Origin of the sequence: Bordetella tumulicola (assembly GCF_965138755.1) — a bacterium.
Taxonomy (GTDB): Bacteria; Pseudomonadota; Gammaproteobacteria; order Burkholderiales; family Burkholderiaceae_B; genus Bordetella_A; species Bordetella_A tumulicola.
This window is the reverse complement of sequence record NZ_CBCSFP010000002.1, coordinates 60,373-87,146: the sequence shown is the minus strand read 5'-3', so window position 1 is coordinate 87,146 and position 26,774 is coordinate 60,373. Positions and strand designations below refer to the sequence as shown.

Annotated in this window: 19 protein-coding genes; 13 read left to right on the top strand and 6 right to left on the bottom strand. The window is 61.5% G+C overall.

Annotation, left to right across the window (positions count from 1 at the left end):
- Positions 1-31: 31 nt before the first annotated feature.
- Genes ACNAZS_RS06010 through ACNAZS_RS06000 form a run of 3 tightly spaced genes read right to left on the bottom strand, consistent with a single transcriptional unit; the run spans position 32 to position 2,889 of the window.
- On the bottom strand, positions 32-628 hold the full coding sequence (locus ACNAZS_RS06010) for a toxin-antitoxin system YwqK family antitoxin (RefSeq protein WP_415787234.1): 597 nt from the start codon (positions 626-628) through the stop codon (positions 32-34).
- Between the two features lie 46 nt (positions 629-674).
- Positions 675-1,661 (bottom strand): Bug family tripartite tricarboxylate transporter substrate binding protein, encoded by a 987-nt coding sequence (locus ACNAZS_RS06005; protein ID WP_415787232.1) that lies wholly within the window; start codon positions 1,659-1,661, stop codon positions 675-677.
- Positions 1,662-1,710: 49 nt separating this feature from the next.
- Positions 1,711-2,889 carry a M20 aminoacylase family protein gene (locus ACNAZS_RS06000; RefSeq protein ID WP_415787230.1) on the bottom strand — a complete coding sequence of 393 codons (1,179 nt, stop codon included), beginning with the start codon at positions 2,887-2,889 and terminating at the stop codon, positions 1,711-1,713.
- A 256-nt stretch (positions 2,890-3,145) separates the two neighbouring features.
- On the opposite strand from ACNAZS_RS06000, the gene ACNAZS_RS05995 reads away from it, so the two are divergent.
- From ACNAZS_RS05995 to ACNAZS_RS05950, 10 genes are all read left to right on the top strand, one after another.
- On the top strand, positions 3,146-4,324 hold the full coding sequence (locus tag ACNAZS_RS05995) for an isovaleryl-CoA dehydrogenase (protein ID WP_415787228.1): 1,179 nt from the start codon (positions 3,146-3,148) through the stop codon (positions 4,322-4,324).
- Positions 4,325-4,492: 168 nt separating this feature from the next.
- Entirely contained in the window at positions 4,493-5,674 is a 1,182-nt protein-coding gene (locus ACNAZS_RS05990) for an acetyl-CoA C-acetyltransferase (protein WP_415787226.1), read from the top strand.
- Between the two features lie 206 nt (positions 5,675-5,880).
- Positions 5,881-7,488 carry a carboxyl transferase domain-containing protein gene (locus ACNAZS_RS05985; RefSeq protein WP_415787224.1) on the top strand — a complete coding sequence of 536 codons (1,608 nt, stop codon included), beginning with the start codon at positions 5,881-5,883 and terminating at the stop codon, positions 7,486-7,488.
- Positions 7,489-7,679: 191 nt separating this feature from the next.
- Positions 7,680-9,704, top strand: coding sequence for an acetyl/propionyl/methylcrotonyl-CoA carboxylase subunit alpha (locus ACNAZS_RS05980; protein WP_415787222.1), 2,025 nt, complete (start codon positions 7,680-7,682; stop codon positions 9,702-9,704).
- A 165-nt stretch (positions 9,705-9,869) separates the two neighbouring features.
- Positions 9,870-10,640, top strand: a complete 771-nt coding sequence (locus ACNAZS_RS05975) for an IclR family transcriptional regulator (RefSeq protein ID WP_415787220.1) — start codon at positions 9,870-9,872, stop codon at positions 10,638-10,640.
- Positions 10,633-11,787: a thiolase family protein gene (locus tag ACNAZS_RS05970; RefSeq protein ID WP_415787218.1), complete on the top strand. Its 1,155-nt coding sequence runs from the start codon at positions 10,633-10,635 to the stop codon at positions 11,785-11,787. Before ACNAZS_RS05975 ends, ACNAZS_RS05970 begins: the two co-directional genes overlap by 8 nt.
- Positions 11,784-12,125, top strand: a complete 342-nt coding sequence (locus ACNAZS_RS05965) for a Zn-ribbon domain-containing OB-fold protein (protein ID WP_415787216.1) — start codon at positions 11,784-11,786, stop codon at positions 12,123-12,125. The genes ACNAZS_RS05970 and ACNAZS_RS05965 overlap by 4 nt, the downstream gene beginning before the upstream one ends.
- 82 nt (positions 12,126-12,207) lie before the next feature.
- The gene (locus ACNAZS_RS05960; protein WP_415787214.1) at positions 12,208-13,188 is read left to right on the top strand and encodes a tripartite tricarboxylate transporter substrate binding protein; all 981 of its coding nucleotides are present in this window, start codon (positions 12,208-12,210) and stop codon (positions 13,186-13,188) included.
- A 26-nt stretch (positions 13,189-13,214) separates the two neighbouring features.
- The gene (locus tag ACNAZS_RS05955) at positions 13,215-15,392 is read left to right on the top strand and encodes an acetate--CoA ligase family protein (protein WP_415787212.1); all 2,178 of its coding nucleotides are present in this window, start codon (positions 13,215-13,217) and stop codon (positions 15,390-15,392) included.
- A gap of 101 nt (positions 15,393-15,493) precedes the next feature.
- On the top strand, positions 15,494-17,137 hold the full coding sequence (locus ACNAZS_RS05950) for an acyl-CoA synthetase (protein WP_415787210.1): 1,644 nt from the start codon (positions 15,494-15,496) through the stop codon (positions 17,135-17,137).
- Between the two features lie 60 nt (positions 17,138-17,197).
- On the opposite strand, the gene ACNAZS_RS05945 is transcribed toward ACNAZS_RS05950, so the two are convergent.
- Together ACNAZS_RS05945 and ACNAZS_RS05940 are read right to left on the bottom strand one after the other, a co-directional pair.
- Entirely contained in the window at positions 17,198-18,391 is a 1,194-nt protein-coding gene (locus tag ACNAZS_RS05945) for an acetylornithine transaminase (RefSeq protein ID WP_415787208.1), read from the bottom strand.
- Positions 18,392-18,520: 129 nt separating this feature from the next.
- Complete coding sequence (locus ACNAZS_RS05940; RefSeq protein WP_415787206.1) at positions 18,521-19,717, bottom strand: DSD1 family PLP-dependent enzyme; 1,197 nt, start codon at positions 19,715-19,717, stop codon at positions 18,521-18,523.
- 246 nt (positions 19,718-19,963) lie between these two features.
- Between ACNAZS_RS05940 and ACNAZS_RS05935 the strand changes: the two genes are divergently transcribed.
- Both ACNAZS_RS05935 and gluQRS read left to right on the top strand, forming a co-directional pair.
- On the top strand, positions 19,964-20,422 hold the full coding sequence (locus ACNAZS_RS05935) for a Smg family protein (protein ID WP_415788825.1): 459 nt from the start codon (positions 19,964-19,966) through the stop codon (positions 20,420-20,422).
- A gap of 4 nt (positions 20,423-20,426) precedes the next feature.
- Positions 20,427-21,305 carry a tRNA glutamyl-Q(34) synthetase GluQRS gene (gene gluQRS / locus ACNAZS_RS05930; protein ID WP_415788823.1) on the top strand — a complete coding sequence of 293 codons (879 nt, stop codon included), beginning with the start codon at positions 20,427-20,429 and terminating at the stop codon, positions 21,303-21,305.
- A 2-nt stretch (positions 21,306-21,307) separates the two neighbouring features.
- On the opposite strand, the gene ACNAZS_RS05925 is transcribed toward gluQRS, so the two are convergent.
- Entirely contained in the window at positions 21,308-24,028 is a 2,721-nt protein-coding gene (locus tag ACNAZS_RS05925; RefSeq protein ID WP_415787204.1) for a GDYXXLXY domain-containing protein, read from the bottom strand.
- Between the two features lie 62 nt (positions 24,029-24,090).
- Here ACNAZS_RS05925 and ACNAZS_RS05920 point away from each other — a divergent pair, with 62 nt between their 5' ends.
- On the top strand, positions 24,091-26,703 hold the full coding sequence (locus ACNAZS_RS05920) for a DNA topoisomerase III (RefSeq protein WP_415787202.1): 2,613 nt from the start codon (positions 24,091-24,093) through the stop codon (positions 26,701-26,703).
- The last annotated feature ends 71 nt before the right edge of the window (positions 26,704-26,774 follow it).

The window sequence follows — 26,774 nt, the reverse complement described above, 5'->3', positions numbered from 1 at the left end:
GCCTGCGGATTATCCACCACAGTCCCACCGTTTACGGATGTTTACGCGATCCGTCTGGGTAGTACTGAGCTTGCTCGGTCGTCGCCCCGCTAGCATCGAAGGTCTTGCTGGAAAGCTTCGCACCATTGGGCCCGTAGGTAGTCTCATGAGTCAGTTTGCCTGCCTCATCGTATTGGCGATGCACCCCTACAGGGCGAAACTGCCCCTGGAATACGCCTGAGGATTGCAATATCCCTTGATCAGAAAACCGTTCCACGTACGAACCTGGCACACCGTCGGGCTCATGGATGGACTGATCGATCCGCTTTTCCTTGATTTTGCCGTTCATGTACCAAAGCGTGGCGTTCATCTCCTGGCCTGCCAGAAATTCCTGCTCACGCACGGGCGTGCCATTGTCCAGCCACTCACGTTCAGTGGCCTGAATTGTCTTGGTACCGCCCCGCGAGACCTCGCGCTCAGTAACCTCATAAATCAGCGTGCCGTTGCGGGCATATTCCTTGGTCTGATGACCGCCGTCGATCTGCTTGGTCACGCTTTGGCCCGCTAGATCGGGATTGGACTCCGCATGGGATAACCCGGGCAGACAGGCAAGAACCCACACAAGCAGAAAACCCAACAGGCGTGTCATCAGATGCTCCAAAGTCAAAGCCCCCAACTTTCAACAGATTGTTTGACTACTGCACCGTAATCTTACTTTCACGGATGATGCGCTTATTGTTTTCGTAGTCTTTACGGACCTGTTGCGCAAACTCGTCACCAATACCCGTGCCCGGTTGCATGGTTTTTTGCTCCAGCATTTCCCGATACTGGGGGCTGGCCATTGCCTTGGCCAACACTTCCTGCATGGATTTCAGAATCTCCGGTGACACACCAGCCGGAGCAAACAGCGAGAAATTCGAGAAATATCGAATATCGGGCAGGTTCAACTCGGCCATGGTCGGGACATCGGGCCAGGCAGCCAGCCGTTTCGGCGCCATGACAGCCAGTGGCGTCAACGTGCCGGCGGTGACGTGAGGTAAAACGATATCCGTATTGACGACCAGCAGATCGACCTGACCGCCCAATCCGTCGGACACCGCCTGACTGCCCCCACGATACGGGACTTGCAGCATATCGATGCCGGCTTGCTTGTTTAATGCTGCCATCCCGATATGAGCGACCGATCCCAGGCCTGGAATGCCAAAAGTGATCTTGCCGGGCTGCTTCTTGGCCTGCTCCACCAACTCTGGAAAGGTGCGCACGGGCAGCGCCTTGGTCGCCAGGATACCGACCGGCCCGACCGCCACGCTGGCGACCGGGATGAAGTCCTTCATGGGGTCATACGCGGTTTTCACCAGATTCGGGAAAATCGTCAACGGACTGGTCGACGCCAGCAGCAGGGTGGCGCCATCGGGCTTGGCCCGCGCAACGGCATCCGCCCCGACGCTGCCACCCGCGCCCGGCTTGTTCTCGATGATCGTGGCAGTGCCGTATTCCTTGCGCAGGATATCGCCCAACGTACGGCCCAGTGTGTCATTCGTGCCGCCGGCGGTATAGGGCACCACCAGCGTCAACGTTTTGCCCGGCCAGGCTGGCTCGGCGTGAGCAATCGAGGCCATTGTGGCAACGGCGACGATCGCCGTGGCGCGGATCAATGTTGAACATACAGCTGCTTTGATCATCTTTTACTCCGTAAGACCCCGTTCATCGTGCCGGGGAACTGGTTATAGGTCACGCCAAATAACGCTGCGCCAAACGGATCCAATATGACGCGCCAACCGGAATCAAACGGTCATTGAAGTCATAACTGGTGTTATGCAGCATGCAAGGCCCTAAACCGTGGCCCGCCAACCGATGCGCGCCATCGCCATTGCCCAGAAAAACATAGCAACCCGGCTTGGCCTCCAGCATGAACGCAAAATCCTCGGACGCCATGACAGGTTCGATGACGGCCGTCTTGTCAGCGCCCACCACGTCCCGCATCACATCCAGACAAAAGGCTGTCTCATCCGCCGTATTCACCAGCGCGGGGTAGCGACGCTCAAAGTACACTTCTGCCCGGCACCCATGGGCCGCGGCAATGGGCCCGGCCAATTCGTTCATGCGACGTTCAATCAAGTCCACCACTGCGCGGCTGTAGGCACGTACGGAGCCACCCAGCCATGCACTGCCAGGGATAATGTTGGTCACGTCGCCACCGGCCTGCACCTGCGTGATGGACACCACGGCCGCATCCAGGGGACGCTTGCTGCGCGTCAAAATCGTTTGCAGGGCCTGGCCGATCGCCAGTAGCGCGGGCACCGGATCATCACAGTCGTGCGGTGCCGCGGCATGCCCCCCGCGACCAATCACCGTGATCTTGAATGCATTGGCTGCGGCCATCATCGGGCCACTGCATACCCCGAATCCCCCCTCGGGCATACCGGGCCAGTTATGCATACCGAATACGGCCTCGCAAGGAAAGCGGTCGAACAATCCGTCTTCGATCATGCTGCGGGCGCCGGCGCCGCCGTTTTCTTCGGCCGGTTGAAAAGCCACATACACCGTGCCGTCAAACCCACCGGCCTGCTTGAGATGGCGGGCGGCCGCCAGCAGCATGGTCGTATGGCCATCATGGCCACAGCCGTGCATTTTGCCGTCATGACGCGAGCGGTGCTCGAACGTGTTGGCCTCTTGAATGGGCAGCGCATCCATATCGGCCCGCAACAGAATGGCCCGCGACGAGGTCCCCTCCTTGAGCACGCCCACGACACCCGTGCGTCCGATGCCCGTGTGGGTTTCGATCCCCCAGCTCCTCAGGCGCTCAGCCACCAGGGCGGCCGTACGATGCTCGTCGTAAGCCAGTTCGGGGTGCGCATGAATATCCCGGCGCAACGTCACCATCTCGTCCAGATCGGCGAGTTCTATCACAGCAATTCCTCCCAATACCCATCCCGGCCATCAAATCAGCCCGTCAGACAAGTTGCAGTCAGATTCTTACATGGTCTAACAAGTAAGCGTCGAAATTGTTTTAGGGGAAAACCCGCGTTCGACTTTACGTTTACGTAAACGTAATATTTAGCCTCTACATTGCTTAGCGATCCTTGGTGGCGCATGATGGATCAGGCAAATGACTCGGCGCGTGCGACATCACGGAATGTAAGCACCCACTCTTATGGAGACTGCGATGAATCTTCCCGGTTTGAATTTCAATTTGGGTGAAGACCTGGAAATGCTGCGCGACGCGATACGTACCTTTGCGCAAGCCGAGATCGCGCCGCGCGCGGCTGAAGTCGATCGCAGCGACCTATTCCCGATGGACTTGTGGCGCAAGTTCGGCGAGCTGGGCGTGTTGGGTATGACTGCCAGCGAAGAATACGGCGGCGCCAACCTGGGCTATTTGGCGCATATGGTCGCCATGGAAGAAATCTCGCGCGCCAGCGCCTCGATCGGCCTGTCGTACGGCGCGCACTCCAATCTCTGCGTCAACCAGATCCACCGCAACGGCACTGCCGAACAAAAAGCCCGCTACCTGCCCAAACTGATCTCGGGCGAACACGTCGGCGCGCTGGCCATGAGCGAACCCGGTGCAGGCTCGGACGTCGTCAGCATGAAGCTGCGCGCGGACAAAAAGGGCGACCGTTATGTGCTGAACGGCACCAAGATGTGGATCACGAACGGCCCCGATGCCGACACTCTGGTGGTGTACGCCAAGACCGACCCCGAGGCCCACCAACGTGGCATCACGGCCTTTCTGGTGGAAAAGTCGTTCAAGGGTTTCTCAGTCGCACAAAAACTGGACAAGCTGGGCATGCGCGGTAGCCACACCGGCGAACTGGTGTTCCAGGATTGTGAAATTCCTGAGGAAAATGTGCTTGGCCAGGTCAATGGCGGCGTGCGGGTCCTGATGAGCGGCCTGGATTACGAACGCGCCGTACTCTCGGGCGGCCCGCTAGGGATTATGCAAGCGGTCATGGACGTGGTCGTGCCGTACATCCACGATCGCAAGCAATTCGGCCAGGCGATTGGCGAGTTTCAATTGATCCAGGGCAAAGTCGCCGACCTGTACACGACGCTGCAGGCCAGTCGTGCATTTGCCTATGCCGTCGGCAAAAACCTGGATCAACTCGGTGCGGAACATGTGCGGCAAGTCCGCAAAGACTGCGCGGCCCTCATTCTGTACACGGCCGAGAAAGCCACCTGGATGGCCGGAGAAGGGGTACAGATCCTGGGGGGAAATGGCTATATCAACGACTATCCCACCGGCCGTCTGTGGCGCGATGCCAAGCTTTACGAAATCGGTGCCGGCACCAGCGAAATCCGGCGCATGCTGATCGGTCGCGAACTGTTTGCGGAAACCGCCTGATCCGAATGACGAGACCGAGTGGTAACAACCGGCCGTCAAGACATTGTGTAGAGGCAAATGGAAGAGCTTTTCCCGTACGATAAGGACAGGAGGTTGCCCCCTGATGCGACCCCATTGATGTCCAATTCGTAACACCCTTTTTATCGCTAATTCCCAGGAGTACCCATCATGTCTGATCCTGTCGTTATCGTTTCTGTTGCCCGCACGCCCATGGGTGGGATGTTGGGTAGCTTGTCTGGTCTCGCCGCCCACGAACTGGGCTCTGTCGCCATCAAGGCGGCCGTCGAACGCGCCGGCATCAAACCCGAGCAGGTCGACGAAGTCATCATGGGTAACGTGCTGCAGGCCGGCCAAGGCCAGGCCCCCGCCCGCCAGGCCGCGCTAGGTGCGGATCTGCCGCTGGGCGTCTCTTGCACGACGATCCACAAGGTCTGCGGTTCGGGTCTGAAGGCTGCCATGTTCGGCCATGACTTGTTGATGGCCGGCTCGGCCCGCATCGTCGTCGCCGGCGGTCAGGAAAGCATGAGCAATGCCCCCTATCTGATGCTCAAGGGTCGACAGGGCTACCGCTTTGGCCACAGCACCATATATGACCACATGGCGATGGACGGTCTAGAAGACGCCTACGACCGCGGCAAAGCTATGGGGGTATTCGCCGAAGACTGCGCCGACAAGTACAGCTTCACGCGCGAACAACAAGACGAGTTTTCACTGGAGTCGCTGCGCCGCGCCCGCGCCGCCTCTGAAGACGGCACCTTCAAGTGGGAGATTGCTCCCGTGACGGTCGCGGGCCGCAAGGGTGACACCGTCATCGACACGGACGAAGCTCCCACCAAGGCCATGCCGGAAAAAATCCCGTCGCTCAAGCCCGCCTTCAAGAAAGATGGCACGGTAACGGCCGCTAACTCGTCATCGATTTCCGATGGCGCGGCGGCAATGGTGCTGATGCGTGCGTCCACCGCCGAAGAGCTGGGCCTCAAACCGCTGGCTCGCATTGTGGCCCACAGCCAGCACTCGCAAGAGCCCAACTGGTTCACCACGGCGCCCGTCGGTGCACTGAAGAACCTGTTCGCCAAAACCGGCTGGAAGGCCGAGGACGTGGATCTGTATGAAATCAACGAAGCCTTTGCAGTTGTCACCATGGCCGCCATGACTGACTTTAAATTGCCTCGTGACAAGGTCAACGTGCACGGCGGCGCGACCGCGCTGGGTCATCCCATCGGTGCCTCGGGGGCGCGCTTGATGGCCACCCTCGTGGGCGCGCTGCGCAAAACCGGCGGCAAACGCGGCGTTGCCACGCTGTGCATTGGCGGCGGTGAAGCCGTCGCCATGGCCATTGAAATGATCTAAAGGCAGTAAACGGGTGTGCCAACTTCCTCCCCAAGGCGGTTGGCACACCCGAGCAAGACCGCAGCCCCGCTATCAGATATCAGGTCTCTCAGCAGACCTGGTCCTTTGCAAGATCAACAGACAAGCCTGCTTGATGAGTGCCACAGCGTCCAGACCGGTGGCGTCTCGCAGAGCCTGTCGCTCACTTTGCACGACGACGGTCCGCCATGCCCACTATCGAATCCCGCATCAACCCGCGTTCGCAAGACTACGTCGACAACGCACGCGCCATGCAGGCGCAACTGGACGATCTGGCTCAACAGCTCGCGCAGACTGCGTTGGGCGGCAGCGAAGCTGCGCGAGCCAAACACGTCGCACGCGGCAAGCTTTTGCCGCGCGAACGCGTCGAGCGGCTGATTGATCCCGGGACCGCCTTTCTCGAGCTCTCGCCACTCGCCGCACATGGCATGTATAACGGTGAAGCGCCCGGGGCCGGCGTCATCACGGGCATAGGCCGTATTGGTGGTACAGAATGCATCATCGTATGCAACGATGCGACCGTCAAAGGCGGTACCTACTACCCCATGACCGTCAAAAAACATCTGCGCGCACAAGAGATTGCCGCGCAGAATCATCTGCCGTGTGTGTACCTGGTGGACTCGGGCGGCGCCAATCTGCCACAGCAAGACGAGGTCTTTCCTGACCGTGACCACTTCGGCCGCATTTTCTACAACCAGGCAGTGATGTCATCGCAAGGCATTGCACAGATCGCTGTCGTGATGGGTTCATGCACGGCGGGTGGGGCCTACGTACCGGCCATGAGCGATGAGTCCATCATCGTGCGCAATCAGGGCACGATTTTTCTCGGCGGCCCGCCACTGGTCAAGGCCGCGACCGGCGAGGAAGTCAGCGCCGAGGACCTGGGCGGCGGCGATGTGCATACGCGCTTGTCAGGTGTGGCTGATCATCTGGCAGCGAACGATATGCACGCCCTGCAACTGGCGCGCAATGCCGTCGCGCGACTCAATCGCCAAAAGCCCACACCGCTGGCGTTGGCGCCCGTGCGTGACCCGCGCTATGACCCGATCGAGCTCAACGGCATCATTCCCGCCGATACCCGCAAGCCTTACGATGTCCGTGAAATCATCGCCCGCATCGTTGACGGCTCCGATTTTGATGAGTTCAAAGCCCGCTTCGGCACCACGCTGGTAACCGGCTTTGCCCATATCCACGGCATGCCCGTCGGCATCGTGGCCAATAACGGCATCCTGTTCTCGGAGTCGGCGCAAAAGGGCGCGCACTTCATCGAGCTGTGTGCCCAGCGCAAGATCCCACTGGTGTTCTTACAGAACATCACCGGCTTCATGGTGGGCCGCAAATACGAAAACGAGGGAATCGCCCGCCATGGCGCCAAGATGGTGACGGCAGTCGCCACGGCCAATGTCCCAAAATTCACCGTCCTGATTGGCGGCTCGTTTGGCGCCGGCAATTACGGCATGTGCGGTCGCGCATATTCGCCACGCCTGTTGTTCATGTGGCCCAATGCCCGTATTTCCGTCATGGGCGGCGAACAGGCCGCCAGCGTGCTGGCCACGGTCCGTCGCGACGGGATTCAAGCCAAGGGCGGCCAATGGTCGCGCGAGGAAGAAGAGGCCTTCAAAGCGCCGATTCGCGATCAGTACGAACGTGAAGGGCATCCTTATTACGCCACGGCACGCTTGTGGGACGACGGCATCATCGCGCCCGCCGACACCCGTCGCGTACTGGGCCTGGCGCTATCAGCAGCACTGAATGCCCCGATCGAAGACACCCGCTTCGGTGTCTTCCGGATGTGAATGGAACCCACCCCCTACGCGCTTCGCGCGCCCCCTCAAGGGGCAGAACTGGAGGACCGGCGGAGCCGGATCCTCGGCTCCCCCGCTTTGGGCGAGTCTGGCCAGAACGGTGTGTTGTGCTTCTAGCGCGTAGTGGTGTTTCTTGTGTGTGTTGAGATTGTAGTTACGACAAATTTTGTTGGGATGACATCATGTTCGATACTCTGCTGATAGCTAACCGTGGCGAGATTGCTTGCCGTGTCGCGGCGACGGCGCGCCGTCTGGGCATACGTACGGTGGCGGTCTATTCCGACGCTGATGCTGGCGCGCGGCATGTGGCGGCCTGCGACATGGCGGTACACATTGGCGGGCCTGAGCCGCGTGCCAGTTATTTGCTGGGTGATGTCATTCTGCAAGCCGCGCGGGATACCGGCGCGCAGGCCATTCATCCGGGTTACGGGTTCTTGTCCGAAAACGAAGCCTTTGCACAAGCCGCGGCCAAGGCCGGCATCGCGTTCGTTGGCCCCCCGGCCTCGGCCATCGCCGCCATGGGTAGCAAATCGGCGGCCAAGGCGTTGATGGAAAAGGCGGGCGTGCCACTCGTACCCGGCTATCACGGCGACAACCAAGATCCCGAATTTCTAAAATCGCAAGCCGATGACATGGGCTATCCGGTACTGATCAAGGCCAGTGCAGGCGGCGGCGGCAAGGGGATGCGCGTTGTCGAAACGTCCGACGCTTTTCTGAATGCGCTGGCCTCATGTCAACGCGAGGCGGCCTCCAGCTTTGGCGATGATCGTGTTCTGATCGAACGCTATCTGCAAAAGCCGCGTCACATCGAAATCCAGGTTTTTGCCGACACGCATGGCAATTGCGTCTACCTGTTCGAACGTGATTGTTCGGTACAACGCCGTCACCAGAAAGTCATCGAAGAAGCCCCCGCCCCCGGCATGACCCCCGAGCGCCGCCAAGCCATGGGCGAGGCCGCCGTGGCCGCTGCGCGCGCGGTGGGCTATGTGGGTGCAGGCACGGTGGAGTTCATCGCCGAACCAGATGGGAAATTCTATTTCATGGAAATGAATACCCGTCTGCAAGTCGAGCACCCAGTCACGGAGATGATCACCGGCCACGACCTCGTGGAGTGGCAACTGCGCGTGGCCGCAGGTCAACCGCTGCCGGCCAGACAAGAAGACCTGCGCATCGAGGGCCACGCCATCGAAGCCCGCATCTATGCAGAGAATCCTGATAAAGGATTCCTCCCCTCCATTGGCACACTGGCCTACCTGGAATTACCGCCCCACACCGCCTTTACGAATGGCGACGTACGCGTAGATGGCGGGGTCCGTATGGGCGACACCATCACGCCCTATTACGACCCCATGATTGCCAAGCTCATCGTACGCGGAGCCGATCGCGACCAGGCCCGTGCACGCATGATCCAGGCACTGGCCCACACCCATGCGGTGGGCGTACAGACCAACGCGGCGTTCCTGACCCGACTGATGCAGGACGCGGCCTTTGCCCAAGGAGATCTGGACACGGGGCTGATCGAACGCCGGCGCGACACCTTGCTGCCGCCTGCGACCCCGGCAGACACCACCGATCTGGCACTGGCCACGGCTGCCGTGCTGGTACGACAAGGACAGGTCTCGTCATTCCGCTCGGCAGTGAAGCCCGCCACCGATCCTTGGGGCCTGCATGACGGGTGGCGTCTGAGCGGCCATTATCAGCAAACCGTGCAATGGCTCGATGGCGATGTGCTACGCGACTGGATCGTTGCGCGAAAGGGCCAGGCCTGGACGCTAGTCGGCGACGGGCCATCCCACGCGTTTTCCTGGCGCGCTCACGCGACCGCCAATCCCAACCTAGTGTATGGCCTGCGCATCGCGCTGGACGGCCACGAAAGCACGGGTACCGTGGTATTGCAGGGCGACAAAGCCTATGTGTTTCGCGAGGGGCGTACCCAACTCCTGGGCCTGCACGACCCGTTGGCTCATGCGCTGGATGGCCAATCCGACCACGCGGGCGGGCTGACGGCTCCCATGCCGGGCAAAATCATTTCGATTGCCGTGCAGGCGGGCAACAGCGTATCCAAGGGCCAGGCCCTCCTTGTCATGGAGGCAATGAAAATGGAGCACACCATTTCAGCCCCCACCGACGGCAAGGTTGAGGAAGTGTTCTATAACGTAGGCGACCAAGTCGTCGAAGGAGCCGAATTGGTTTCAATCGTCGCATAGCGCCCCTGTGGCATGACGGCATCCCACTATGAAGGGTGCCGAGCAGGGTGGACACACGAAAAACAAATTGTCGCTGGACGACCATTTGTTGCGGTGCAACTTTACCCCGCCCTCCAGCCTTTTTATCTTGTGGCCATGTTCCCCCAAACAGGCTCGGCCACTTTCATGCTTAAGCAAAACAGCACCGCCGTTTCTGCCACTCAAAAGACTTGCCGGGTACTGGCCAGCCTGTCAGACCAGCGCGTGCACCGGTTGACCGATATCGCGCAGAGCGCCTCGCTGGATATCTCCACAGCGCGGCGCATCCTGAAGGAACTGGAAGCGGAGGGCTTCGTCGAGCGCGACCCGGTCAACAAACATTACATGCTGGGCCCCCAGGTCTATGCCATGCATCACGCCATGGTCGACAGACTGGACTTGCGCGGACTGGCGCGGCCCGCCCTGATTCGTCTCGCGCGTCATTTTGGCGACACCGTCATTCTGTCGCTGCCAATGGGTTGGGAATCCGTCTGTCTCGACCTATGCTTTGGTGATTACCCCATCCGGGCGAACTACCTGCAGGTGGGCAGTCGCCGGCCGCTAGGTGTGGGCGCAGGCAGCCTCGCGCTGCTCTCGGCGCTGGACGAGATCGAAGTCCAGGCGGTGCTCCCCATGGTGCAACAACGCCTCGCCATCAAATATCCCCGCATCTCTCTACCCGCATTGAACGTCGCCCGACAGCGTGCGCACGACTTGGGTCATGCCATGCTGCTGGACGTGGTGGTGGAAAAAATGGGCGGTCTGGGCGTCGCGGTGCGAGGCCCCAGTGGGCGCCCGATCGCCGCGCTCAGCATCGCCGCTCTGAACGAACGCATCGAATCCCGAGAACAAGAACTCGCACAAGCGCTATCGCAAGAGGCCCGCGAGATTGAACGCTCATGGTGGCCACATGCTTGATCAGCGTTATCCCCGTGCCTATATCCAGGCCGCGGCAACGACCCGCTATGGCCGTCACGAAGGCCGCAGTGCCCTGGACCTGATGGCCGAGGCCGCCAATAGCGCCCTGGCGCAGTCCGGCCTGGCGCGCGACCAGATCGATGGCGTCCTGTGCGGCTATGCCACAACCTTTCCACACCTGATGCTGGCCGATCTGCTCAGCGAGAAATTGGGCCTCCAGCCCGACTATGCTCACGGAATGCAGATGGGCGGCGCGACCGGTGCGGCCATGGTCATGCTGGCGCGCGAACTGCTGCGCGCAGGATCCTGTCGGCGCATTTTGGTCGTCGCGGGCGAAAACCGCCTGACCGGGCAAGCGGTGGACACCTCTATCCAGACCCTCGCCCAAGTCGGCGAGGCCGACACCGAAGTGCCCAATGGCGCCTCTGTTCCGGCTTATTACGCCCTGATGGCATCGACCTATATGCATCGCACGGGCATTGATCGCGAATCGCTGGCCGAGTTCGCCGTGCTGATGCGCAATCACGCCAGCCAGCATCCTCACGCGCACCTGCGTGACCTGATTACCCTCGATCAGGTCCTGACGTCGCGACCTATCGCCACGCCGCTACATCTGCTGGACTGCTGCCCCATCTCCGACGGCGCGGCGGCGCTCGTACTCAGCGCGGACGAGGGGCCCGTACAAGTCACGGGCGGTGGCCAGGCGCACCGTCACCAACACCTGTCGGCCATGCGCGACGTGCTGGACACCGGCGCCGCACGGGCCTGCACTCGAGCCTTGGCTCAGGCGCAACTGGATGTGGAACAGATTGACTACCTGGCGATCTATGACTCGTTCACTATCACGCTGGTTATGTTGCTGGAAGAACTCGGCTTTGCCCCGCGAGGTGGCGCGGGCGCGCGTTTGCGGCAAGGAGACTTCGCGGCAACGGGCGCCTTGCCGTTGAATACGCACGGCGGGCTCCTGTCTTTCGGTCACTCTGGCGTGGCGGGCGGACTCGCCCACGTCGTTGAAGCCTGGACGCAGTTAGCCGGCCAGGCCGGGCCGCGCCAGATCGCGCCACGCCACCGGGCCCTGGTGCACGCCGACGGCGGCGTGCTGTCGGCACACGTCAGCCTGGTTTTGCAGGCAGAGGGGTCAGCATGAGTATCAGACATCCCCTGGACATACAGCGCTGCGACCACTGCGGCGCCTGGTGGGCTCTGCGCCCCTATGCCTGCGCCGCATGCGGCGGCACGACATTGACATGGCACCGGGCGGCAGGCGAGGGCGTCGTCATTGCCCGCAGTGAAGTCCATCGGGCGCCCGATGCGCAATGGCGTGCGCTGGCGCCCTATGTGCTGGTGTTGGTGCAACTGCGTGAGCATGTCGCGTTAATGGGACACGCGGATGCCGCCATCACCATTGGCCAACACGTCAACGGCCATGCCGTCGAGTTGAACGGGGGCGTACTGCTGAAGTTCGAAGCCTGCCACCCTCCCTGATATCCCTGTCGCAACCACCGCTTCACCCACATAACGATAAACCCGATGATGAAAACGTCCCGCGAGGACGGAGGAGACACGCATGCCTGCTATTTCCCTATGGCGCGCCACGTTGGCCGCGATTGCCCTGGCCACGGTCACTGCGGGGGCCGCTGTGGCCGCCACGGACTGGCCTTCCAAGTCCATTACCTTGGTGGTGCCGTATCCGCCTGGCGGACCGACCGATATTGTCGCCCGCTCGGTCGCACAAGGCCTCAGCGAGGAACTCGGACAAACGGTCATCGTCGACAATCGCTCTGGGGCGGGTGGCAATATCGGTGCCGAGTTGGTCGCCAACAGCGACCCCGATGGTTATACGCTGCTGCTGGGCACCACCGCCCATGCTATCAACATGTCGCTGTTCAAAAATCTGAACTACGACACGCAAAAAAGCTTCGCGCCGATCTCACTGCTGACGCAGGGTCCGTTAGTGATCGTGACACGGCCCGACTTGCCCGCCAAAAACGTCGGCGAGCTGATTGCACTGGCAAAAGCCTCGCCCGGCAAACTCACCTTTGCGTCATCGGGCAACGGGCAATCCACGCATCTGTCGGCGGAGTTGTTCAACGCCATGGCTGGTACCCGCATGGTGCACGTTCCCTACCGCGGCAGCGCGCCCGCCATGACGGACGTCATGGGCGGCCAGGCAGACCTGATGTTCAACACCATGCTGTCGTCCATGCCCTATGTGCGCGACGGCAAACTAAAAGCCCTGGCGGTGACCAGCGCCGCGCGTTCGGCAGCGGCGTCAGATATACCGACCATCGCGGAAGCTGGGTTGCCGGGCTATGAAGCCACCGCCTGGAACGGCTTGCTGGCTCCCGCTGGCACGCCAGACGCCGTCCTGCAAAAGCTGAGCGCCGCACTGAAAAAAGTGCTGGCCCGTCCCGCCTTGCAGAAACAGTTTGCGCAACAAGGGTTCGACGCCCAGTGGATGACGCCGGCCGATTTTCAGAAATTCATCGATAACGAAGTCAAGAAATGGGCGGAAGTCGTCAAAGTCTCTGGCGCGACCGTCAACTGAACGTCATCCCTATCACAGGAATTTTCATGGCCCCGGATTTCTCCCGCCAGCATGGTCTGGATAAATTGCTTGCCCCCGCCTCCATTGCCATCGTAGGTGCTTCGGACAACCCCGACAAAATCGGAGGACGGCCGATTCACTACATGCGGCGTCACGGCTATACGGGCACGCTGTATCCCATCAACCCGCAACGTACCCAGGTGCAGGGCGAACGCACCTGGCCTAACCTGGACGCGCTGCCTGCGGCACCCGATCTGGCCATCGTGGCAGTGGCTGGCGAACAAGCCGTTCAGGCCGTGAATCGCTGTGCCGAACTCGGTGTTGCCGCTGCGATCGTAATCTCGGCGGGGTTCTCCGAAACAGGCGCCGAGGGCAGGGCCCAGCAAGACGCCATGACGGCGCGCGCACGCGCAGCCGGCATGCGCATCGTCGGTCCGAATTCGCAGGGCTTGGCGAATTTCGGCAATGGCGCGATCGCCTGCTTTTCGACCATGTTCCTGGAAATCGAACCCGCTGACGGCCCCGTCGCCGTCATCAGTCAAAGCGGCGGCATGAGCGCGATGGTGTATGGCTTGTTGCGTCAACGCGGGCTGGGCGTGCGCCACGTCCATGCCACGGGTAACGAGGCAGATGTCACCGTCGCCGACCTGGCCTGCGCCGTCCTGCGTGATCCGGAAGTCCGTATCGTCTTGCTGTATCTGGAGTCCCTGCAAGATGTAGGCGCCCTGGCCCATGCCGCCGCGCTGGCTCGCGAGCGCGGCGTACCGTTGGTCGCCGTCAAATCAGGACGCTCAGAAGCCGGCGCCCGCGCCGCCGCATCGCACACAGGCGCCATGGCGAGCGAGGATCGGGTCGTGGATGCGTACTTTGAACACCACGGCATTCTGCGTGCGCGAGATCCGCACGAATTGGTGCGTATTGCAGAACTAGCGCTACGCAGCCCCTTGCCGCAAGGGCCGCGCGTCGTGGTCGTCAGCAACTCGGGGGCGAGTTGCGTCCTCGCGTCAGATGCCGCCATCGAACACGGCTTGCAGATTGCGCCACTGGCGGATCCCACACAGCGGGAGTTGGTAAACCGTCTGCCGGGCTATGCCACCACCACCAATCCGATCGACATCACGGCCGCACTGTTATCGAACAACGGGTTATTTGGTCAAGTCTTGCCGGTGATCGCCGATGATCCCGCCGCGGATATGTTCCTGATCGATATCCCGGTGGCCGGACGTGGCTATGACGTCGGCACGTTCGCCGCCGACACGGCGGCGTTTGCTCAGGCGTCAACCAAGCCCGTGGTCGTCGTAGCCTGGCAAGACAATGTCGCCGCGGCCTTTCGCGCGCAGGGTGTCGCCGTCTATGCCGACGAACAACAGGCAACGCGTGCGATGGCTGCCCTGCATCGCTTGCACCAATGGCAGGCGCGAAACGCCGGGCACCGTCATGCGCTGGCACACCGCGACTCATCGACCTCGACGCAAACGAACCCGGAATCCACCACAACCGATGCATTCGGGTCTTTGCATTCCCGGTCGTCCTTTCTCTCCGAATCTCAAAGCCTGGCGCTGCTGTCACGCTACGGACTGACTGTCGCGGATCATACCTGCTGCACCGATGCCGATGCCGCCGTCGCGGCCTGGCGCGCCATCGATGCGCCAGTCGCTCTCAAAGCCTGCTCGGCCCGGTTGCCTCATAAATCAGAACACGGCTTGGTCACGCTCGGTCTGAACGACGAATGCACGCTGCGCGATGCCTTCGACCGACAAGCGAAAACGCTGGCGGCGCTAGGAATCGACGACGCAACATGGATCGTCGCCCGCATGCAGGATGGCTTGCATGAATGTGCCCTGGGCATGCGCCACGACCCCGTCTTTGGCCCCGTGATCATGATCGGCAGCGGCGGCAAATATGTCGAAGCCATGCAAGACGTCGCGTTGTTGTTGCCTCCCTTCAGCGCCGAGGACGTCATCGAGAAACTGCAAGGCCTGCGTATCGGCACACTGCTCGCCGGTGTGCGCGGCGATCCGCCTGCCGACATTGCGGCATTCGCCAGACAAGCTGTGCAATTGGGCGATTGCGCGTTGGCCGCGAACGGCAAACTCGCCTCCATTGACATCAACCCGGTACTCGTTCGCGCACAGGGCCAAGGCGCTATCGCCCTGGATGCCCTGATCGAATTGACGACAACGCCTGATCCGGAAAACCCCTAGGTAAGATGCTGGCCAGCGCTGTGTTACGTTTCGAACTAGTGGTGCCACACGCACGGCCACCATTTTTACTTGGTCCCCACGTCCGTTGACAGGAAAGAACCTTGACCAGCGCCGAATCCAATGATGCCTTACCGCGCAACGCGGCCAACCATGTTGCGCTGACGCCCTTGGGTTTTCTGCAATGGGCCGCCGCGGTCTATCCGGAGCGGCCTGCCCTCGTGCACGGCAGCCATCGTCAAAGCTGGCAAACCACGCGGCAACGATGCCAGCAAATGGCGGCCGCGCTGCAAGCATGGGGGGTGCGTCGCGGCGATGTCGTTGCGGTGTTGGCGCCCAACACCCCTGCGCTGTACGAAGCACACTTCGGCGTACCCATGGCCGGTGCGGTACTCAATGCACTGAATACCCGACTGGACGCGGCGACCTTGGCTTTCATCCTGGCGCATGGCAGCGCCACGGTATTGTTGTACGACAGCGAATACGCCGGACTCGTTGGCGAGGTCTTGGATCAACTCGCGACACGCCCTCGCACGGTACGCATCGAAGACCGCGAGTACGACGGCATCCATGGCACGCTGGGTGATGCCGAATACGAGTCTTGGCTCGCCGCACAATCGGCCGACACGCCATGGGAATACCCAGACGACGAATGGCAAAACATCTGCTTGAACTATACGTCGGGCACCACGGGAAACCCCAAGGGCGTGGTCTATCACCATCGCGGCGCCTATCTCAATGCCACGGGCAATGTGCTGGCCTGCGGCATGCCGCCGCACGCAGTCTATCTGTGGACATTACCTATGTTCCACTGCAACGGTTGGTGCTTCCCCTGGACACTGGCCGCGCTGGCGGGCACCAGCGTTTGTCTGCGCCGCGTCGAGCCGGCGGCGATCTTCGAGGCGATCCGGCGCCATCGTGTCGGATTCTTCTGTGCGGCCCCTGTCGTATTGAACATGCTGATCAACGCCCCTGCCGAGCAACAGTACCGTGCCACCCATCGCGTGCAAGCCCTGACCGGGGGTGCGGCGCCTCCCGCTGCCGTCATCGAATCCATGGAACAACTGGGCATCGGCGTCACACACCTGTACGGACTGACCGAGACCTATGGGCCCTCCATCAGTTGCGCCTGGCACGACGAATGGGATGCACGCCCCCTGGCCGAGCGTGCCGCACTGAAAGCACGCATCGGCGTACGCAAACTCAACGTCGAGCACGTACAGGTCGTGGATGAACAACACCAGCCCGTCCCGGCCGACGGTACGACCATGGGAGAAATCGTGCTGCGCGGCAACACCCTCATGAAGGGCTATCTGCGTAATCCCGAGGCCACCGCGCAGGCCTTTGCGGGAGGCTGGTTTCACTCAGGCGATCTGGGCGTTGTCCACCCCGACGGCTATATCGAGATCAAGGATCGCGCCAAGGACATCATCATCTCTGGCGGCGAAAACATCTCCACCGTAGAAGTCGAAAGCGTGTTGTACCGGCACCCCGACATCCTTGAGGCTGCCGTCGTCGCCAAACCGGACCCCGTATGGGGAGAAACTCCCTGCGCCTTCGTCACCCTCAAAGAAGGCGCGCAGTGCACGACCGACGACGTGTTACGCCATTGTCGGGCCCATCTAGCTCGATTCAAGATCCCGCGTACGATTGTCTTCAGCGCACTCCCCAAGACCGCGACGGGCAAAATCCAGAAGTTTGTGCTGCGAAACCAGGCCGCGGCGTTGGATACTCCGGATAAATCGTAACGCGCACCAGTGAACAGGGCCGCGGATGCGGCCCTGTTCACATCACGATAACGACAGCAATCAGGCTTTGCGCACCGAGGTAATCACCTCGTCCAGCAAGGACAACATCTGTGTGATCTCTTGCTCGGTAACGTTCAGTGCCGGCATAAAGCGCAACAAGTTCGCGCGCGGCGCATTCAACAGCATGCCTTGCGGTTCCAACACACGTGCGGCTTCGACAATAGCAGCGCCATCATCGCGATCGAGAATCAACGCCCGCAGCAATCCCATACCGCGCTCGCCGCCCATGCCCCACTTGGCCGACAGCGCCAACAAGCCTTCGGACAACTGCTTGGTCCGAGCCTGCACCATCTCCATAAAGCCTGGCGACGTCAAGGTATCAAACACCGCGACACCCACGGCAGCCATCAGCGGGTTGCCGTTATAGGTGCCGCCTTGATCGCCATGCGAGAACACGCAGACCTCTTCGCGCGCCAGCAATGCGGCCAGCGGCACGCCGCCGCCAATGCCCTTGGCCAACGTCATGATGTCCGGCACAACATCAAACTGCTGATATGCAAACATAGAACCCGTACGGCCCATCCCCGTCTGCACTTCGTCGACAATCAACAGCATCTGATTTTCATCAGCCAACTGGCGCAGCCCCTGCATAAACTCGCGAGTCGCCGGATTAACGCCGGCCTCGCCCTGCACGGGCTCGAGCATGATGGCGACGGTCTTGTCATCGATCAGCGCACGCACCGAGTCCAGGTCGTTGAGCTCGGCCTTGGGAAAGCCGTCGACTTGCGGCGCAAACATCGTATCCCAACCCGGCTTGCCCGACGCCGACATCGTGGCCAACGTGCGGCCATGAAAGCCGTGGTTCATCGTGATGATCTTGTACGCGCCATTGCGATGTACACGCCCCCACTTACGCGCGAGCTTGATCGCGCCTTCGTTGGCTTCGGCACCGCTGTTGGCAAAGAACACACGGTCAAAACACGACGCGCTGGTCAAGCGCACCGACAAATCGATCGACGGCTGGTTATAGAACGCCGGCGACGGGTTCATCAGTTTGTCAGCCTGCTCCAGCAGAGCGCGCTTCATCGCAGGATCGCCATGACCCAGCGTGTTGACCGCCCAGCCCTGAATAAAGTCGAGATATCGCTTGCCGGTATGGTCCTCCAGCCACGAGCCCTGACCGCGCACGAACACGAGGTCCGGGCGGGAGGTGATCTCCATGAGGGCGTTGACGTTGAACTGGCTGAATTCCATGGCGGTTCCTACGGAATGGGAAAACAAAAGAAAAAGGGAGAGGTAAAGAATTTAGCACCGTATTGTGGCCGCCGGCGCGCGATCCACCACGCCGACGCAACGGGCAGGCGGTACAGCCTGGCCCGTGCCCTATCGGCTCAGCCCACGCGCGGCGATTGCCCACACATCCTCGACCACCCCATTGCGGTAGGTCACCAGGCTATCGTGCAGGTTAAAAGTCGGATCCACATGCGAGGGAATCAAGCGCAGGGTATCGCCCAGGTCGACATCGCCCGATGCGGTATCAGCGCCGCCTGAGGCCGATTCAGCGTCGAAAGGGGACTCAACGGCGACTGACGTTGCCACCCGTCTCACCACGCCATGCTCATCATTCGCGGCGGCGTACTGCAGCCCCGCCTGATCGGCCACCCGAGGCAAACCACATTCGACCGTCGTCGATTTCAGCCCGGCATCCACGATCACGCGGTCAGACGTCGGTACGCTCATCACCGTGGTCAACAAAAACAGACTGTTGCGAAAAGCCAACGGGCCGGACCAGTCATTCGCGCCGTAGTCGCCATCCATAAACGCATACGAACCCGCTTGCAACTCCGTATAGACCCCCGAGGCCGCGTCAAACTCTGCACTTCCGGTCCCTGCGCCCGTAATGCGATCACAAACGATGCCCGCCGAACGCAGGTGCTCTGCATAATCGGCAGCAGCCTCGGCCGCACGCGCCGCCACCGCGGCACGCTCGGCGTGGCCCCGCACATGCTGCACCGAGCCATGATAGGCCTGCAAGCCACCGAAACTCACACCAGGCAAGTCCTGTGCCTGCCGCGCGAGCGCCAGCACCGTTTGCGCATCCGCCACGCCACAGCGCCCCTGGCCCACGTCGACCTCGACCAATATCTCGATCTGTGTCTGCGCCTGCACCATAGCCGCCGAAATGTCCGCCAGATTGACGGCATTGTCCACGCACACACTGATACGTGCAGCCCGAGCCAGTTGCGCCAACAAGGCCAGCTTGGCCGGTCCCACAACCTCGTTGCTGATGTGGATGTCATCAATCCCCGCTTCGACAAAGGGCAGGGCCTCACTGACCTTTTGGCAGCAGATACCGCGTGCACCCAATGCCAATTGGCGTCGCGCGATTTCCGGGCACTTATGCGCCTTGCCATGCGGCCGCAAACTCACACCGTGGCGATCCGCCCAATCCTGCATCGCGCGCAGATTCGCCTCAAACGCATCCAGATCAAGCACCAGACTTGGTGTGTCGACGCGAACCAATAAATCTCCCGGCACAGCAGCAGGGGGCAGCGACGGCACAGCGGGGATAGCAGCCATGAATGTGCATTTCCTTATTCGAACGACCCCGCGCACGCCGATTCAGGCCGCCACGAGAAAAATGTAGTGTATCCCCGCAACCACCCTCAAACAGCGGCAACACGAGCAATGTACAGAACGAGCACCACACTGCCCCGAGACGCCCCCAAGTTGCCCCCAACGAATTTTCAGCGTACATTTGACTGCATGTTTGCTGGTTTGCCGATATCCGGGCCGACTGTGCAAACCGGCACTACCTTGCGCCATATGTTCGATATCCTCGTTTATCTGTTCGAAAACTATTACACGCCGCAAGCCTGTCCCGCGGCTGACATCCTGGCCAAACGCCTTGCTGCGGCCGGCTTCGAGCACGAAGACATAGACGACGCCCTGGGCTGGCTCTACGGCTTGGCCGAAACCACCGAGCGCTGCGTCGATCTAGCCCAAGTGCCCAACACCGGCACCCGCATCTACACCGATTCCGAATACCGGCAACTCGGTACCGAATCCATCGGTTTCATTGCTTTCCTCGAGTCGGCGGGCGTGTTGCCCGCGCCCTTGCGCGAAATCGTCATCGATCGCGCACTGGCGGCTCCCGAAACCCCTGTCTCGCTGGCCAAGATCAAAATCACCGCCCTGATGGTGCTCTGGAGCCAAGAAGCCGAAATCGATAATCTGGTCCTGGAAGAACTGCTCGACGACGACGGTGTACGCCGACTCCACTAAGTCATTGCACTACGTCGGTCGTTTTGCCCCCAGCCCCAGCGGGCCGCTGCATCTCGGCTCCCTGGTTGCCGCGCTGGCCAGTTGGCTCGACGCGCGCGCGCAGGGCGGTCGCTGGCTGCTGCGTATCGAAGACGTCGACCGCCCCCGCACCGTTCCCGGTGCCGCCCAGACCATCATGGACCAGCTACGTGCCATGGGCCTGCACTGGGATGGCGACATCCTGTGGCAGTCACAGCGCGATGCGATCTATCAACAAGCCTTCGACGGGCTGACCGCCCGCGGCCTGACCTATGGTTGCGGCTGTACCCGCCGCGAAATCGCCGACTCCGCACTACGCGGCAACGGCCCGGCCCTGGACGGAGAGCACCCTTATCCCGGCACCTGTCGCCACGGCTTGCCTGCGGGCCGCCAGGCGCGCGCCTGGCGATTGCGCGTACCCGAAGGCACGGAAACTTTTGTCGATCGCTGGCTGGGGCCCCAGCAACAGGACGTCGCCCAAGCCGTGGGGGATTTCGTCCTGCGACGCGCAGACGGCCTATGGGCCTATCAATTGGCCGTCGTCGTCGACGACGCACAACAAGGTATCACCGACATCGTGCGTGGCGCGGATTTGCTCAGCTCTACGGCGCGCCAGCGAATCCTGGCCCGACTGCTGGGGGCCGAGCCGCCTCGGGTCATGCACGTGCCGCTGATCACAGACCCGGATAGCGGCCTGAAACTGTCCAAACAAAACGGAGCCGCGCCGCTCGACGCGACGCAACCCCTGGCCATGTTGACCCAGGCATGGAACGCGTTGGGCTTTTCCCCCTGCGCCGCCTCCACACCCGCCTCCTTTCTCACGCAGGCGACTGCACAGTGGGCGCGGCGCTTTGCCCTGAACTAACCCTACAACGGTTGGCGATCTGGCCCCAGCATGCGCACCAATAGCCCCGTGCCATCCTCACCCACGCGCACTTCGCCATAGCGAGCCTGCGCATAACGATCGGCCTGGCCCTCTGGGAAGAAATACGCATTCGTGACGATACGCACGTCACGACCCCGGATGCGATATCGCAACGCCGTTTCCTCACCCGTGAGCGGTTGCACATCGGTCTGCGTGCGTACTACCTGCGCCACGCCGTTAGTGTCAGGCCTCAACACCAGATAGCCGTCCGCCTGTTCCGCCAATGGATCAGAAATAAAAGACGGTGGCCTCAGCGACCCGCCCGCGGCAAAATTCAGGGCCATATAGTCGCCCTGCATCAGCGAACGCGGATCTACCGGCGCCAACTCGAGAATGACCGTCCGCCCCAGCGTCAACAAGGTTTCGCGTTGCCAGATCGTGTAATTGACCACGGCCAGCCCCGCCACCAAGCCGCCCAGCACCACGGCCGTGCGCCAACGCAATGCGGCCGTCACCGGAGGACGAGGCGTCGCGGCAGGCAAGTCGATCGTCTGCATCCAGCGCGGCACCAGATACACCAGGGCCCGCAGCGCAAACAACAGCAACGCGGCCCCTCCGAGCCACAGCGCCTTGTCCAGCAGCGGGATCTCAAGCTGGTAGTAATACATCACCAAATACACAAGCAGGCTGACACAGCCCACCACCGTCAAACGTATGTCGCGCAGACCAAAACCCAGCAATAGCCAGGCCAATGCGAACGCCACGCCGGGACTCGGCAACCAGAACAAGGCCAAAGCCAACAGGCCGAGCGGTACCCCCCACAGCACCCCTGACGTCAACAGCTGACGTCGCGGCCATAGCACTGCCAGCGCGCACGCTACTGGCAACAGCGCCCCCGCCGCGATCAAAAGCGTGGCGATCGCATGCATCCGCCACAGCGTCGGCAGTTGCATCAGTGACGTCCCACCGACCTTCCACACCGTGAATTGAACCGCCAGCATGAACGCCCAACCCAAAGGCAACAAAACTGGCCGGGTTTGCCCCACAACCAACGCCACCGCAGCCGCCCAGGCGCCTGTCACGGCCACGGGCAACCACATTATCGTGGCGTCCAGTCCATCACGATCTATCCATTGCCACAGCGGCTCGTAGTGCGCCGGCCCCGACCACAGGGACTGCACAATCAACCCGGCCAGCGCGAATGCCATGACGCCAGCGCTCAAAAACCGCAGCAACACTTCCGGCGCCAGAACATACACGGCAGTCCCGAGCAACAGCACATAGATCCAGACGCCGCTACCCACCGTGTCGGCGCCCGAGTCAGTAAGCAGCAAGGCCACCAGCACCAATATCTGGCCCGCAAACCCCATTGCCGTCAAACATTGCCGCCAAAACAGGCCGGTCGTAATACGCAACCCAACAACGGCCAATACGCATAACACCAGCCCAACCGCCTGCGCGCCGTCCTCCGAGGTGATCACCTCGGAGATCACCAAGAATAATAGGAGCAACAACGTGGCCAGCCACGCGCTCAGGCCCAGCAAGCCCTGGACATACCACGCCGGGCCTGCCCGACGCTGTGCACCATCACCGCGTGAAGCGTCGTCGTGACGCGTGTCAGCGGGTGTCGCGCCGGCAAGGGGATCTACCGGCACAGCACTAGCGGTGCGGACGCCTGGCCCGGCCTGCGCCGACGAATCACCCGTCGAACCACCCTGAAGGCTATTTGCGGGCATCGAGGCGGCGGCATACGAGGTGCTGCCACTACCCCCCTCACCGGACGGCGATCGCCCGTCTACGGGCTGCTCAGCCAGCCCACGCAGCCAACGCGCGGCGAGCACGGCCTCGCCCACCACCAATCCTGCCAAGGGCAACATCACCCAGCTGTGCCTCGCGAAATCCCCCGTGAGATCCAGCAGCCATTCCCCCACCACCCTCAGCGACATGCAAATCACGCCGGCCGCCAAGAGGGCCAGGATAATCAAGTCGCGGCGTTCACGCAGATAGTAGTAGCCCAGCCCCAGAGTCACCACGACCCAGAGCAGGCCCGCGACGGAGCCCAGTCCAGACAGACTCGCCGTTTCAAAGAACGCCTCGAACACCAGCACACCGACGATCCACGCTACCAGCACCCTGGGCCCCAACGTCGTATTGGCGCGCCACCGCCGGCCCGCCCACTCCCAGCCAGCCAAAAACAGCAAATTCAGCAGCGCCACCAAGGCGGCCGACCCCGTCTGATCCATCATCCACAAAAACGCGCCATCCTGCAGATAAAGCATCGTGGCGATATTGACCACGACCATCCACAACAGCCATACCGCCTGACTCATCGCCACCGACGCCCAGGGAAGCAGCAAAATCCCCCACCAGGCAAAAAGCTCCCAGGTGTCGGCGCCCGTCTGATAAGTCTGCCCCAGCAAAGCCAAAAGGCCGCCCAGCAGCAAGCCCGCCAGCGCCAGCAAAGCATCAGGCCCATAGCGACGTGGCCCCTCAGCGCCGCGCAGACGCCAGCCCAGCCAGGCAGCGGCCACCACGCACACCGCCAATAGAGCCTGTGCGCCGGCAAATCGCTGGGTTTTTGACAGGTCCTGCCAATTGGCAGCCACCCCGCAAATGACAGCGAACCCCAGCAGCCAAACCCCCAGCCACAAGGTCCCGCGAGCCAGGAATTTTCGCCAAGCGTGCAATTCCGATCCCACTTTTGTTTCCACCTTGACTTGCATGCGGTGAATCTCCCCTCGTATCATCCGCGCTACACCGGCGGGTCTACCGCCAATGGATAACCATGAGCAAAACGCTGATTATTGCCGAGAAGCCCTCGGTGGCCCTTGATATTTCACGCGCCCTCGGAGGCTTTGCGCGAGAGGGCGACTATTTTGAAAGCGAACGTTACGTGCTGGCGTCCAGCATCGGGCATTTGCTAGGTCTAGTCGCCCCCAATGATCCCGTCAAGGGTAAGTGGAGCTTCACGCACCTACCCGTCATTCCGCCTGAATTCGAACTCGGCCCCGCCGACAAGAGATCAGCCGAACGCCTCAAGCTGCTGGTCAAGCTGGCCAAGCGCAAGGACGTGGATGCCCTCATCAATGCCTGTGACGCGGGACGGGAAGGCGAACTGATCTTCCGCTACATCATCCAGTACGCGGGGGTCAAAAAGCCCATCCAGCGACTGTGGCTGCAATCCATGACCCAGGCGGCCATTCGCGAGGCCTTCTCCAATCTGCGCGACGACGCCCAGCTCAAGCCACTGGAGGCCGCCGCGCGCTCACGCGCCGAAGCCGACTGGCTGGTGGGCATCAATGGCACCCGTGCCATGACCGCCTTCAACAGCAAAGACGGCGGTTTCTTCAAGACCCCCGTGGGTCGTGTCCAGACCCCCACGCTCGCCATCGTGGCCGAACGCGAAGAGCGTATCCGCCGTTTTGTGCCGCGCGACTACTGGGAAGTCCACGCCACATTCGTCGCCGCCGCCGGTCTGTACCAGGGCCGCTGGATCGACCCCGACTTCAAGCGAGACGAACGCGACCCTGAAAAACGCGAATCGCGACTCTGGTCACAAGCCGCGGCGCAAAGCGTGGTCGCGGCCTGCCGTAACCAATCCGGCATCGTCACCGAGGAATCCAAGCCCTCGACCCAGATGTCGCCGGCCCTCTACGACCTGACCTCGTTGCAGCGCGAGGCCAACGGCCGCTTCGGTTTCTCGGCCAAGACGACGCTGGCCCTGGCTCAAACGTTGTACGAACGCCACAAAGCCCTGACCTACCCGCGTACCGACTCGCGCTACTTGCCCGAAGACTATCTCAGCACGGTACGCGAAACCATTCAGGCGCTGGCCAAGGGTGGCTCCAATGCCGTGGGTCAACTGTCTCGCCATGCCGAGACCGTGGTGGCCCAAAGCTGGGTCAAGCCCAATCGCCGGATTTTCGACAACAAAAAGGTATCGGATCACTTCGCCATCATCCCCACGCTGCAGATCCCGCACGATCTCAGCGAAGCCGAAGGCAAGCTGTACGACCTGGTGCTCAAGCGTTTCCTGGCCGTGTTTTTCCCGGCCGCTGAATACCGCGTCACAACCCGCCTGACCGAAGTCCAGGGCCATCGTTTCAAAACGGAAGGCAAAGTCTTGGTATCGCCCGGTTGGCTGGCGGTCTACGGCAAGGAAGCCCAGGGCGAAGACGCTAATCTGGTGCCCGTCGCCGATAACGAAACCGTGCGTACCGAAGACGTCGATGCCCTCGGTCTGTCGACCAAGCCCCCGGCCCGCTTCAACGAAGGCACCTTGCTGTCCGCCATGGAAGGTGCAGGCAAATTGGTCGACGACGAAGAGCTGCGCGAGGCGATGTCCGAGCGCGGCCTGGGTACGCCGGCCACCCGGGCAGGCATCATCGAAGGCCTGCTCGGTGAAAGCTATCTGCGCCGCGACGGTCGCGATCTGGTACCCACCGCCAAGGCCCGCCAGTTGATGACCCTGCTCTCCGGGCTGGACGTCACCGAACTCACCTCGCCCGAACTCACCGGCGAATGGGAACACAAGCTCAAGCAAATCGAGCAGGGCGGCCTAGGCCGCGAAGCCTTCATGCGCGAAATCGCGCAGATGACCCAAGTCATCGTCAAACGCGCCAAAGAATACGAACGCGACACCGTGCCGGGTGATTACGCCACCTTGACCACCCCATGCCCCAAATGCGGCAGCGTAGTCAAAGAAAACTACCGTCGCTACGCTTGCACCCAGTGTGAATTCTCGATCGGCAAACATCCCGGCGGCCGCACGTTTGAACTACCCGAGGTCGAAGAGCTGCTTGCCAAGCGCGAAATCGGCCCGTTGCAAGGTTTCATCAGCAAAATGGGCCGGCCGTTTGCCGCCATTCTGCGCATCAACGACGAGGACAAGCTGGAGTTCGACTTTGGTCAAAAAGACGACGACGACACCGAGGCCGTCGACTTCTCGGGCCATACGCCCGTCGGCAACTGCCCCAAGTGCCAATCACGCGTATTCGAACATGGCCTGAGCTACGTCTGCGAAAAATCCGTCGGGCCCGACAAGACGTGCGACTTCCGCTCCGGCAAGATCATTCTGCAGCAAGAGATCTCACGGGATCAAATGCAAAAGCTGCTGACCGATGGCCGCACCGACTTGCTCGACGGCTTTGTCTCCAGCCGCACGAACCGCAAGTTCAAGGCTTTCCTGGTACGCCAGCCTGACGGCAAAACCGGCTTCGAGTTCGAACCCCGCGCAGCCAAACCTGGCCGCGCACCGTCCAAAACCGCCAGCAAAACAGCAACCAAAACCGCCACGAAAAAGGCAGTTAAAAAAGCGGCGCCCAAAAAGGCCGCCGCAAAGAAAACGGCGGTAAAGAAGGCGGCTGCAAAAAAGGCGGCAACCAAAACGGCCAGCTGACGCACGACACGCATGGCCGTCCCCACGGTAAACCGGCAGCCCGATGAGGGATAACCTGTTCACCGTGACCC